At 71.9% G+C, this 12,014-nt stretch carries 9 protein-coding genes; 7 read left to right on the top strand and 2 right to left on the bottom strand.

Annotated features, from left to right (window positions below; all coding sequences use genetic code 11):
* Nucleotides 1-2: 2 nt before the first annotated feature.
* Nucleotides 3-740 (top strand): DUF3159 domain-containing protein, encoded by a 738-nt coding sequence (locus AOK18_RS07380; protein WP_240503095.1) that lies wholly within the window; start codon nt 3-5, stop codon nt 738-740.
* A gap of 130 nt (nt 741-870) precedes the next feature.
* On the opposite strand, the gene AOK18_RS07375 is transcribed toward AOK18_RS07380, so the two are convergent.
* Complete coding sequence (locus AOK18_RS07375) at nt 871-1,548, bottom strand: potassium channel family protein (RefSeq protein WP_055572267.1); 678 nt, start codon at nt 1,546-1,548, stop codon at nt 871-873.
* Entirely contained in the window at nt 1,548-2,219 is a 672-nt protein-coding gene (locus AOK18_RS07370) for a potassium channel family protein (RefSeq protein ID WP_055572266.1), read from the bottom strand. Before AOK18_RS07370 ends, AOK18_RS07375 begins: the two co-directional genes overlap by 1 nt.
* A 596-nt stretch (nt 2,220-2,815) precedes the next feature.
* Between AOK18_RS07370 and AOK18_RS07365 the strand changes: the two genes are divergently transcribed.
* The 6 genes from AOK18_RS07365 to AOK18_RS07340 all read left to right on the top strand — a co-directional run bounded on the left by AOK18_RS07365 (nt 2,816) and on the right by AOK18_RS07340 (nt 11,452).
* Nucleotides 2,816-4,861, top strand: coding sequence for an APC family permease (locus tag AOK18_RS07365; protein ID WP_055693796.1), 2,046 nt, complete (start codon nt 2,816-2,818; stop codon nt 4,859-4,861).
* 67 nt (nt 4,862-4,928) lie between these two features.
* Nucleotides 4,929-6,257, top strand: coding sequence for a class I SAM-dependent RNA methyltransferase (locus AOK18_RS07360; protein WP_055693795.1), 1,329 nt, complete (start codon nt 4,929-4,931; stop codon nt 6,255-6,257).
* A 573-nt stretch (nt 6,258-6,830) separates the two neighbouring features.
* The gene (locus tag AOK18_RS07355; RefSeq protein ID WP_338119099.1) at nt 6,831-7,073 is read left to right on the top strand and encodes an STAS domain-containing protein; all 243 of its coding nucleotides are present in this window, start codon (nt 6,831-6,833) and stop codon (nt 7,071-7,073) included.
* Nucleotides 7,070-8,005, top strand: a complete 936-nt coding sequence (locus tag AOK18_RS07350; RefSeq protein ID WP_055693794.1) for an anti-sigma factor RsbA family regulatory protein — start codon at nt 7,070-7,072, stop codon at nt 8,003-8,005. The genes AOK18_RS07355 and AOK18_RS07350 overlap by 4 nt, the downstream gene beginning before the upstream one ends.
* Before the next feature lie 525 nt (nt 8,006-8,530).
* The gene (locus AOK18_RS07345) at nt 8,531-9,835 is read left to right on the top strand and encodes a YncE family protein (protein ID WP_099048846.1); all 1,305 of its coding nucleotides are present in this window, start codon (nt 8,531-8,533) and stop codon (nt 9,833-9,835) included.
* A 1,278-nt stretch (nt 9,836-11,113) separates the two neighbouring features.
* On the top strand, nt 11,114-11,452 hold the full coding sequence (locus AOK18_RS07340) for a helix-turn-helix domain-containing protein (protein ID WP_055573489.1): 339 nt from the start codon (nt 11,114-11,116) through the stop codon (nt 11,450-11,452).
* Nucleotides 11,453-12,014 lie beyond the last annotated feature (562 nt).

The raw sequence follows: 12,014 nt of genomic DNA, 5'->3' as shown, positions 1-12,014 counted from the left end.
CGGTGACCGAGGCCGCCCTGTTCGAGGCGTTCGGCGGGGTGCGGGGCATGGTCGAGACGGTGCTGCCCGGTCTCCTGTTCGTCAGCATCTACACGATCAACAAGAACCTGCACATGGCGGCGATCGCGGCCCTCGCCGTGTCGCTGGCGATGGTCGTGGTCCGGCTGGCGAGGAAGGACACCGTCAAGCACGCCTTCAGCGGCGTCTTCGGCGTCGGCTTCGGCGTGGTCTTCGCGATGATGACCGGCAACGCCAAGGACTTCTACCTGCCGGGCATGCTCTACACCACGGGCCTGGCCCTGGCGTACATCATCACCGCGATGGCCGGGGTCCCGCTGATCGGCCTGATGCTGGGCCCGATCTTCCGGGAGAACCTCTCCTGGCGCACCCGCAACCCGGGCCGCAAGAAGGCCTACACCAAGGCCAGTTGGGCCTGGGGTCTGATCCTGCTCGGCAAGAGCGCGATCCTCTTCCCGCTGTACTGGTGGGCGGACACGACACAGCTGGGCTGGGTCCTGGTCGCGCTGAAGATCCCGCCGTTCCTGCTCGCGGTGTACCTGACCTGGGTGTTCCTGGCGAAGGCGCCGCCGCCGATCGACGTGTTCGCGGAGATGGAGGCGGAGGAGCGCGCCGAGGAGGAGCGCGCCGAGGAGGAGCGCAAGGCCGCGCGCGAGCGGGAGGGGGCGCGGCACGCGGAGGACGGCGAGGCGACGACGACGGGCCGGCACCGGCGACCCTGAGCCACCGTGTCCCGCACATGAGCACATGAGGGGGCGCCCGGAGATCTCTCCGGGCGCCCCCTCATGCGTAGCACCGGCCCCGGTGCCGACGGGGCCCCGCCGGCCCCGGCGCCGGCGCACCGGTCCGGCGTCAGCGCGCGGTGTCGGTCCTGCGGACCGACAGGAGGTCCTCCAGCTGCTCCTCGCGGGCCTGGGCGGCCACGAAGAGCAGCTCGTCGCCCGCCTCCAGGGAGTCCTCCCGGGTCGGGGTGAGGACGCGCGTCCCCCGGATGATCGTGACCAGCGAGGTGTCCTGCGGCCACTGGACGTCACCGACCTGGGTGCCGGCCAGTGCCGACTCCTCGGGCAGGGTCAGCTCGACCAGGTTGGCGTCCCCGTGGCTGAAGCGCAGCAGCCGGACCAGGTCGCCGACGCTGACCGCCTCCTCGACGAGGGCCGACATCAGGCGCGGGGTGGAGACGGCCACGTCCACGCCCCAGGACTCGTTGAACAGCCACTCGTTCTTGGGGTTGTTCACCCGGGACACCACGCGCGGGACGCCGTACTCCGTCTTGGCCAGCAGGGAGACGACCAGGTTGACCTTGTCGTCGCCGGTCGCGGCGATGACGACGTTGCAGCGCTGGAGCGCCGCCTCGTCCAGGGAGGTGATCTCGCAGGCGTCGGCGAGCAGCCACTCGGCCTGCGGAACGCGCTCGACCGAGATGGCGGTCGGCGCCTTGTCGATGAGCAGGATCTCGTGCCCGTTCTCCAGCAGCTCACCCGCGATCGAACGGCCCACCGCGCCGGCTCCGGCGATGGCGATCCTCATCACTGACCCCCCTCCTCTTCGGGTCCTTTGGCGAACGCCGCCTCGACCCGGTCGATCTCGTCCGTGCGCATCATCACGTGCACCAGGTCCCCCTCCTGGAGCACCGTCTGGGAGCTGGGCAGGATCGCCTCGCCGAGCCGGGTGAGGAAGGCCACGCGGACGCCGGTCTGGTCCTGCAGCCGGCTGATCCGGTGCCCCACCCAGGCCTGCGAGGTGTCCACCTCGGCGAGCTGCACACCGCCGGTCGGGTCGCGCCACAGCGGCTCGGCGCCCGAGGGGAGCAGCCTGCGCAGCATCTGGTCGGCCGTCCAGCGGACCGTCGCCACGGTGGGGATGCCCAGGCGCTGGTAGACCTCCGCGCGGCGGGGGTCGTAGATGCGGGCGGCGACGTTCTCGACGCCGAACATCTCGCGGGCCACCCGGGCGGCGATGATGTTGGAGTTGTCCCCGCTGGAGACGGCGGCGAAGGCGCCCGCGTCCTCGATGCCCGCCTCGCGCAGGGTGTCCTGGTCGAAGCCGACCCCGGTGACCCGGCGGCCGTTGAACGAGGAGCCCAGCCGGCGGAAGGAGGTGGGGTCCTGGTCGACGACGGCGACCGTGTGCCCCTGCCCCTCCAGGGTCTGGGCCAGGGCGGACCCCACCCGCCCGCACCCCATGATCACAATATGCATCGCGTCACACCGCGCTTCCTGCAGGCCCGTCGGCCTTCATGACCATCGTGCTCATGTCTCTCTTTCGGCTCGCCGGGCAACCCGTGGCGCCCGGGTACGGGCCGCCGGGCAACATCATGCCGGGACGGCGGGGCCCCGGTCCCCTCCGGGGGCCGACCGCCGCGTCCGGACGCCCGGGCCCGGCGTGTCCGCTCCGGGGGGAGGCGGTCAGCGGCGGGTGATGCTGCGCACGCTCGCCAGGGTCAGGGCCCCGAGGGTGAGCAGCGTGGCGAGGGCGCCGATCAGTTCTGCGGGCGCGTGCATGGGAACCTCCACGGGGCGGCTGGTCCGAACGGACGGGACGCGGTCGCCCGTCCGGGCCGGCCGCCCCGGACGACGGACGGGAGGCGGTCCGGCCGTGACGGACGGCGGCCCAGTCATATAGGCATGGAACCGGTGGGCAGCACGGAAACCGCAGCGCCGCCACCCGGGATTTCACCCGGAGGGCAGAGGCCGTACGCCCGCACCGCGGCGGTGACGCCAGTGCCGTAGGGAAGCCGTATGGATCCGGGTGGCGGAGGGGCCGCCCCCTGTCCGAAGGCCTACGATCCACTGTTGTGTCCAAACTGACCGACGTGCCCAAACGCATTCTCATCGGGCGCGCGTTGCGCAGCGACCGCTTGGGCGAAACGCTTCTGCCCAAGCGCGTCGCACTCCCCGTCTTCGCATCCGACCCGCTGTCCTCCGTGGCGTACGCGCCCGGCGAGGTGCTGCTCGTCCTCTCCGTCGCGGGTCTCTCCGCCTACCACTTCAGCCCCTGGATCGCCGTCGCGATCGTCGTCCTGATGTTCACCGTGGTGGCCTCCTACCGGCAGAACGTCCGCGCCTACCCCAGCGGCGGCGGCGACTACGAGGTGGTGACGACCAACATCGGTCCCCGGGCGGGCCGGACCGTCGCGAGCGCCCTGCTCGTCGACTACGTCCTCACCGTGGCCGTGTCGATCTCCGCCGGCGTCGAGAACCTGGGCTCCGCGGTCCCGTTCGTCGTCGAGCACAAGGTGGCCTGCGCGATCGGTGTGATCGTGCTGCTGACGCTGATGAACCTGCGGGGCGTGCGGGAGTCGGGCACCCTCTTCGCCATCCCGACGTACGTGTTCGTCGCCGGCGTCTTCACCATGATCGCGTGGGGCGCGTTCCGCTCGGTGGTGCTCGGCGACGAGATGCGGGCACCGACCGCGGACTACGAGATCAGCCCCGAACACCCGGGCCTGGCGGGCTTCGCCCTGGTCTTCCTCCTGCTGCGCGCCTTCGCCTCCGGCTGCGCCGCGCTCACCGGCGTCGAGGCGATCTCCAACGGCGTGCCGGCCTTCCGCAAGCCCAAGTCCAAGAACGCGGCCACCACGCTCGCGATGATGGGCCTGCTCGCCGTCACCATGTTCTGCGGCATCATCGCGCTGGCCACCGCGACCGACGTCCGCATGGCCGAGAACCCGGCCAGGGACCTCTTCCACGACGGCGTGCCGCTCGGCTCCGACTACGTACAGCACCCGGTGATCTCGCAGGTCGCCGAGGCCGTGTTCGGCCAGGGCAGTCCGCTGTTCCTGCTCCTGGCCGCCGCCACCGCGCTGGTGCTGTTCCTCGCCGCGAACACCGCCTACAACGGCTTTCCCCTCCTCGGCTCGATACTCGCCCAGGACCGCTACCTCCCGCGCCAGCTGCACACCCGCGGCGACCGGCTCGCCTTCTCCAACGGGATCGTGCTCCTCGCCGCCGGCGCCGGCGTACTGGTGTGGGCCTACGGTGCCAGCACCACGCGCCTGATCCAGCTCTACATCGTCGGCGTGTTCATGTCCTTCACGCTCAGCCAGATCGGCATGGTCCGGCACTGGAACCGCCTGCTGGCCACCGAGAAGCAGCAGGCCGCCCGCCGGGGCATGATCCGCTCCCGGGCGATCAACACCTTCGGCGCCTTCTTCACCGGCCTGGTCCTGGTCGTCGTGCTCGTCACCAAGTTCACCCACGGCGCCTGGGTCGCCCTGCTCGGCATGGGCTTCTTCTACGCCCTGATGACGGCCATCCGCCGGCACTACGACCGCGTCCTCGAGGAGATCGCCGCCCCCGAGGTCCCCGGTGACGACATGGTGCGCCCCTCCCGGGTCCACTCGGTCGTCCTGGTCTCCAAGGTCCACCGCCCCGCGCTGCGCGCCCTCGCCTACGCCAAGCTGATGCGCTCCGACAGCCTCGAGGCGCTCAGCGTCAACGTCGACGCCGAGGAGACCCGGGCCCTGCACGCGGAATGGGAGCGGCGAGGCATCGAGGTGCCCCTGAAGGTGCTGGACTCCCCGTACCGCGAGGTCACCCGGCCGGTCATCGAGTACGTCAAGAACCTGCGCAAGGAGTCCCCGCGCGACGTGGTGTCCGTGATCATCCCCGAGTACGTGGTCGGCCACTGGTACGAGCAGCTGCTGCACAACCAGAGCGCGCTGCGGCTGAAGGCCCGGCTGCTGTTCACCCCGGGCGTGATGGTGACCTCGGTGCCGTACCAGCTGCAGTCGTCCGAGGCGGCCAGGCGGCGCGCCCGCAAGCGGGCGAACTGGGCGGCACCGGGCTCGGTGCGGCGCGGTCCGGCGGAGCGGTCGAAGGACTCCTCCCCGCACACGTAGACTGGACGGCTGTTGTCGCGGGCCACCGCCCGTCCTTTCGCCCCCCGAGTTGTGGAGTCACCCCGCCATGCAGGCAGAACCGAGGAAATCGCTGGTGGGGGAGGAGTACGAGGTCGAGGTCGGCCCCGTCGCCCACGGCGGCCACTGCATCGCCCGTACGTCCGAGGGCCAGGTGCTGTTCGTCCGGCACGCGCTGCCCGGCGAGCGGGTCGTCGCCCGGGTGACCGAGGGCGAGGAGGGCGCCCGCTTCCTGCGCGCGGACGCGGTGACGGTGCTCGACGCCTCCAAGGACCGCATCGACGCCCCCTGCCCCTACGCCGGGCCCGGCCGCTGCGGCGGCTGCGACTGGCAGCACGCCAAGCCCGGCGCGCAGCGCCGGCTCAAGGGCGAGGTCGTCGCCGAGCAGCTCCAGCGGCTCGCCGGCCTCACGCCCGAGGAGGCCGGCTGGGACGGCACCGTCGTACCCGCCGAGGGCGACAAGCTCCCCGCCGGCCAGGTCCCGTCGTGGCGCACGCGCGTGCAGTACGCGGTGACCGCCGACGGCCGCGCGGGCCTGCGCCGGCACCGCTCGCACGAGGTCGAGCCGATCGACCACTGCATGATCGCCGCCGAGGGCGTCAGCGAGCTGGGCATCGAGAAGCGGGACTGGACCGGGATGGACTCCGTCGAGGCGATCGCCGCGACCGGTTCCCAGGACCGCCAGGTCGTCCTGACCCCGAAGCCGGGCGCCCGCCTCCCGCTGGTCGAACTCGACCGCCCGGTCTCCGTCCTGCGCATCGACGAACGCAACGGCCAGGTCCACCGCGTCCACGGCCGCCCCTTCGTCCGCGAACGGGCCGACGGCCGCACCCACCGGGTCGCGAACGGCGGCTTCTGGCAGGTCCACCCGAAGTCGGCGGACACCCTGGTCACCGCGGTCATGCAGGGCCTGCTGCCCCGCAAGGGCGACATGGCCCTCGACCTGTACTGCGGCGCGGGCCTCTTCGCGGGCGCCCTCGCCGACCGGGTCGGCGACGCGGGAGCGGTCCTCGGCATCGAGTCCGGCAAGCGCGCCGTCGAGGACGCCCGGCACAACCTCGCCGACTTCCCCCGCGTCCGCATCGAACAGGGCAAGGTCGACTCCGTCCTGCCCCGCACGGGCATCACCGAGGTCGACATCGTCGTCCTGGACCCGCCGCGCGCGGGGGCGGGACGCAAGACGGTGGAGCACCTGTCGTCCCTGGGCGCGCGCAGGATCGCGTACGTGGCCTGCGACCCGGCCGCGCTGGCACGCGACCTCGCGTACTTCCGTGACGGGGGGTACCGGGTGCGGACCCTGCGGGCGTTCGACCTGTTCCCGATGACGCACCATGTGGAGTGCGTGGCGATTCTGGAGCCTGCCGCGAAGGGCGCCTGACCTGCGCTTCTTCTGTTCCTGGCCGCTGTGCGGCCGCACAGCCGGCTGTGGACGCAGCCACGGTGTCGTCGTCGGGCCGTAGAGCGGACAGGCTGCCGCCCGGGCGCAGCCGGTCGTCACAGCGGCCCTCGGCCTCGACCCGGACGCGGGTCGTCACCGCGGAGGAGTTCGACGGGTGGACCGCACGGCCTGCCACCGGCCGTCCGTCGGGGCCGGCGCCGGTTGCGCCCGGCAGGGCGGCCCGGTCGTACCGGCCGAAGGCGAACGGACCGACCGGCCCCCGTGCTCCCCGACCGGGGACCCCCACGGGGCGAGAGGCGCGGGCCGTCGGACGGGAGAGGACCGCGGGCCGCATTCCTCCCCCGGCCGGACCGGCCGTCGTCAGCGCCCGACCGGGTATCGTGCACGGCGATGGACAGGGGCCGCCGTGTGGCCGAGCCCGGGGAGCTGGGGGATGACGTGGATGTCCCACTCGGCGCGGGCAGGCCCCCCGCCGCGTCGCCATGTGGCGCGACACTACGGATCAATCCGTTGCCTGACAGTTCCGGGCTGGGGGCGATCGGGGAGATCAGCATGAGTACACGGACCGTTTGGCGGCAGGCGCTGAAACAACTGGCCGAACATCGTACGGATGTGCTGCACCTGGATCTGTCCCGGGTGCGGTTCGTGGACATGGCCGGGGCGACGGACCTGGCGGTCGCCGCCCAGCGCCTCCCCGAGGGACAGCGGATCGTGCTGTACCGACCTCCGGCGCACCTGCCACGCATCCTTGAGCTCTTCTGGCCCGGGATGGCCGAGATCGAGGTGGCCGCGTGACGGGCACAGCCACCCCGCACGAGCCGTTCGTCCACCCGGCGCTCTTCTACCGCGGCACGGACCAGTACATCGCGGGGACGGTTCCCTTCCTGCGGGAAGGGCTGGACGCCGGTGAGCCCGCGGCCGTCGCCGCCCCGCCGGATCGCCTGGAGCTGATCCGCGAGGGGCTGGGCGAGCGGGCGGCGGAGGTCCGCTTCATCGACATGACCCGGGCCGGCCGCAACCCCGGCCGCATCATCCCCGGCGTGCTGCTCGAGTTCGCCGACGCCCAGCCGGGCGCCCGCCGGGTCCGCATCATCGGCGAGCCGATCTGGCAGGGGCGTTCCGCCGTCGAGTACCCGGCGTGCGTCCAGCACGAGGCGCTGATCAACGCGGCTTTCACCGGGCGCGCGGTAACCATCCTGTGCCCCTACGACGCCGCGCGGTTGGAGGAGCGGGCCCTCAACGACGCCCTGGCGACCCACCCGGTCGTCATCGACGCCGAGGGCGAGACACGATCCACCGCCTACGGTCCCGAGCGGATCATCGCCCGCTACAACGAGCCCCTGCTCGCCCCGCTCGGCGCCGCGACCTCCTCTTTCGCCGCCCGGACCCTGCCCGACGTCCGTGATTTCGCCGTGTCCCGGGCACGGTCCCTGGGCGTTTCCGGGGTGAGCCTGGGCGATCTGGAACTCGCGGTGGCGGAGTTGACCACCAACAGCGTCGTCCACGGCGCCGGCTCGGGGATCCTGCGGATATGGGCCGAGGGCGACCGGATCGTCTGCGAGGTCCACGACGGCGGACAACTGACCGACCCCCTGGCCGGCCGCCGCCGGCCGAATCCCACGCAGCCCGGCGGCCGCGGACTCCTGCTCGTCCACCAACTCGCCGACCTCGTCCGCATCCACACCGGCCCCGACGGCACCACCGTTCGCTGCTACCTCCCCGGCTGACCACGACGACGTGGCGGACCAACCGCTCAGGATCGAACAGACGCCAGTTGCCCGGCACTCCATCCTGTACTTCCCCACCAGGATCCGCGCAGCGGTCCCCCCTGTCCCCGAGGTCGGCGGCCCGTCGATGGTGAGGGGCCTGTCGTGGCTCACCGTCGGCAACAGGGGCAGGGGCCAGGTGTCGTCGCCGTGGTGCCGCGCATCCACGGCCGCGCAGCCGGGTTCGCGGGGCGGGGCGTCGCCGACGAGGCGGGTGTCCCCGTCGAGGGGGCGGAAGCGGTGGGTCCGGGTGCTGGTCTCCTGTCGACGGCGGGAACGGCGCGGGCGGACCAGACGGGTGCCGCACCGTCACCCGGAGGCCGTCCGTCGTGCGCAAGGCGGCTCCGGCGAGCCCGCCCGTGGTGAACCGTCGGGAAGGCGCGATCGGACTCTGTTCAAGTCCCCCTCTCCTGGCTACGTTACCTCCAGTAACAGATGCGGGCCTGTCTGCCGGCGAGCCGCCCACCCCTGCCTCTGGAGTCCACCATGACGCGTTCCGCCATCCGTCGTCCTCGCCGTCGGCGCCCCTTCGGCACGGCCGCCCTCGTCGCCGCGGGGCTGGCCGCGGGCGTGCTGCCCGCCGTCCCCGGCCCGGCCGCCGCGAGCGAGCCCTCGAAGCAGGCGCGGGAAGCCGCCCCGGAGGGGCTCAAGGAGGTGTTCTTCGTCGGCAACAACTGGGAGGGCACCGCCGACGTCATCAACTCCCGGGGCGACTACGCCAAAATCGGCCGGATCGACATGATTCCCGACAGGAAGGAGCGCCTGCGGGAGATCTACCTCAATCCCATCAAGCTCGCCTTCTTCATGGGCATCCGTCTCGGCCCGGGCGAGGGTCACGACCAGTTAGTTGATGACATGTACACCACAAAAGACGGCAAGGCCGTCGTCGCCTCCCGGCCGAGTTTCGCCGACGTGGTCTCCATCGACGTGAGGAGCGGCAGGATCAACTGGCGCTTCCCGGTGTCCGGTTTCCGCTCCGACCACATGGCGGTCTCCCCCGACGGCACCCAGGTCGCCGTCTCCTCCTCCACCTCCAACACCGTGCACGTCCTCGACATGGCGACGGGCAAGGAGGCGGGCAGCTTCAAGACGGGTGACAAGCCGCACGAGAACGTGTACACCGACGGCGGCAAGTACCTCTGGAACATGGCCATCGGCGAGGTCAACACCGACTTGGACGCGCCCTGGCAGGACTTCACCAAGGGCGACCGCCGCATCACCGTCGCCGACGCGAGGACCTTCGAGGTCAAGAAGATCATCGACATGCGCGAGCGGCTCGACGCCTTCGGCCGCAAGGACCTGTCCGACGCGCTGCGCCCCGTCGCCTTCACGCCCGACGAGTCGAAGATGTACTTCCAGGTCTCCTTCTTCAACGGCTTCGTCGAGTACGACGTGCGCAAGGACGAGATCACCCGGGTGAAGACGCTGCCGAAGAACCCGGACACCAGCGACGAACGCACCACCTACGTCAACGACTCCCGTCACCACGGCATGTCCATGAGCCCCCGGGGCGACAAGCTCTGCATCGCCGGGACCATGGACGACTACGTCACCGTCGTGAACCGCGAGACGCTTCAGGAGGGCCCGCTCGTCACCGCCTCCAAGCCGTACTGGGCCACCGTGAGCGGAGACGGCAAGCACTGCGTGGTGTCCGAGAGCGGCGCCGACCAGGTGACGGCGATCGACTTCGCCACCGGCGGGAAGGTCGCCTCGATCCCCGTCGGCGACCACCCGCAGCGGGTCCGCCTCGGCCACGTCCCCACGGACTGGACCGGCCCCACCACGGGCTGAGACGCCTCGGAGCCCGAGGCTCACGCCGCTCCGACCCGCACCCGCCGGATCCGGTCCCGCCCCCGCTCGTACCGGATCCGACGGTACGGGCGGGGTGTACCTTCTCCGCCCCTTCCGGCCGGATCGCGAAGCACGCTGCGGACCGGGGCCGAGAAGGCGTCGCCGTGGCTCGAGCCGAGCCGCCCGGTGCGGGGCGCATGCCACCCGCGGGTCGGGGAAACGGATCCCCGTTGTGGCGCCGGCTCGGCAGCGGGAGCGCCGGCCCGCGAGTCGTGGCATCGGCGTGCACCGCTTCCGCGAGCCGCCCGGCCATCGGGCCACGCCCGCCACCGGCCGGCCCGGCGGTGGATGCGGCCGAAAGCGCGCATGCCCGGGAGTGGTCGGGGTCTGCCGACGGCAGCCGCGGCGCAGTCGGCGGCACCAGGGAGGTCCGACGGGCCGTGCGGCTGTGGGTCACTCCGAGCGCCGGGCTTGGGCTTCGGGGCCGCTCAGACCGTCGAGGGATCGGTCGAAGCGGCTTACCTCACGTGCGAGCGCGCGGAAATCTGTGCTCGCCGGAGTAGACATTGAGTGGTGGCGTGGTTATGGTTTCTCTCGTAGTCGAGATCCAGCAGGGCCCGGCAGAGACGAACTGCCGGGCAGCAGTACCCGCAGTCGCAGTACGCAGGACGGTGCGGTGGTGGAGTTCCGGAGCCAGAGCGGTGGCAGGACGGTGACGGGGCTGACGGCCGCACCGGGTGGCCCGCGGTGATCAGGGGCCGCCATGGGCGGGATCGCGGTCAACGCGGTGGCAGTACCCGCAAGTGCAGTACGCGGTACCCAGCAGCGAAGTCAGTGAGCGGTACCCCGGTGAAGGCGTCGGCTGCGGGCGCGCGCACCGGGTGATTCGGCGGCGAGGTTCCGAGCCGGAGCAGGCGCAGGACGGGCGACGGGCCGGCCGCCGAGGGGTGGCGCTTCGTGAGGCCACCGGTGGTGCGCAGGACGAGCAGTACGCAGTACCCGTTCGGCAAGTGATGGGTCCAGAGGGAAGAACGGAGGACTTCAGCGCCATCAGGATCGCCCGGGCGGATGTCCGAGCCCGGGTACCGCAGGACATCGACAGTGAGGTGGTCTCCGGTCGAGCAACCGCGATCCCCGCACCCCCGGCAGCATCTCGGCCGGGTCCGCGGACACAGAAGGCCGGCGCAGCACTGGGGCCGGCAGATGGTGTAGCAGTTCCTTCGGGGCCCTGGCGCCAATGGCACCAGGGCCCCTCCACGTGTTCCGAGAGAGGTGCAAGTGACAGCAGACGACTCGTACGGTCGTCTCGACGACGACGACTACCCCGCCTACACCATGGGCCGGGCCGCCGAGATGCTCGGCACCACCCCGGGCTTCCTGCGTGCCATCGGCGAAGCCCGCCTGATCACCCCACTCCGCTCCAAGGGCGGTCACCGACGCTACTCCCGCCATCAGCTGCGCATCGCGGCCCGCGCCCGGGAACTCGTCGACCACGGCACCCCCGTCGAGGCCGCCTGCCGCATCGTCATCCTCGAGAACCAGCTCGAAGAAGCCCGGCGCACCCACACCGAGCACCGTCGCGCCACCGGATCACCCCCTCCTCCTGCCGCGGCATGAGAAGAGCGGGCTGGCCGGTACCGGCGGGCGCCGTCCGCACGGCCCCGGCCCGCAGCGCGATCGTTCCGGTGGTGCCGCGGTGCGCGGCCGTGCCGCGTCCGCGTCAGCTGTCGTGCTGCGGAGTTCCCCTTCGCCCACGCCTCGGCGTGGGCGTTCTGCTGTGCCGTGCCGCAGGAACCGGCCGGGTGACGACGACCCCGCGCTGCCCTCCCTCGCGAAGCGGGCCGCCCCGCGGGCGGCCCGCGAGCGGGAAGTGCCCCTGACCCGCATCCCGGCCGCCGCCCCGCGGTCGAGGGGGACCGGGACGCCCGTCGGGGCGAGGCCGGCGGGTTCGGGGGTCCGCGCACGGCACCGCACCTCGGCGTGGGCGGCGGTCGCGGAACCCGCCGTGTCGTACGCGGTGGCCCAGGCCGGGCCGTTCGCGCGCGGTCGTCCCCAGCGCGGATGCCGCAGTCACGTCCCCACCCGTTCGAAAGTTTCGGACGTCGGGCGCATGCTTGCGTTACGTTCCTTTCTCATCTCCTTCCCTCCCTCGTAGAGGTTCGTGTGAGGAGTTTTCTGC

Source organism: Streptomyces prasinopilosus (assembly GCF_001419695.1).
Classification (GTDB): Bacteria; Actinomycetota; Actinomycetes; order Streptomycetales; family Streptomycetaceae; genus Streptomyces; species Streptomyces prasinopilosus.
The sequence above is the reverse complement of the archived record's forward strand: the minus strand, read 5'-3'. Positions and strand labels throughout refer to the sequence as shown.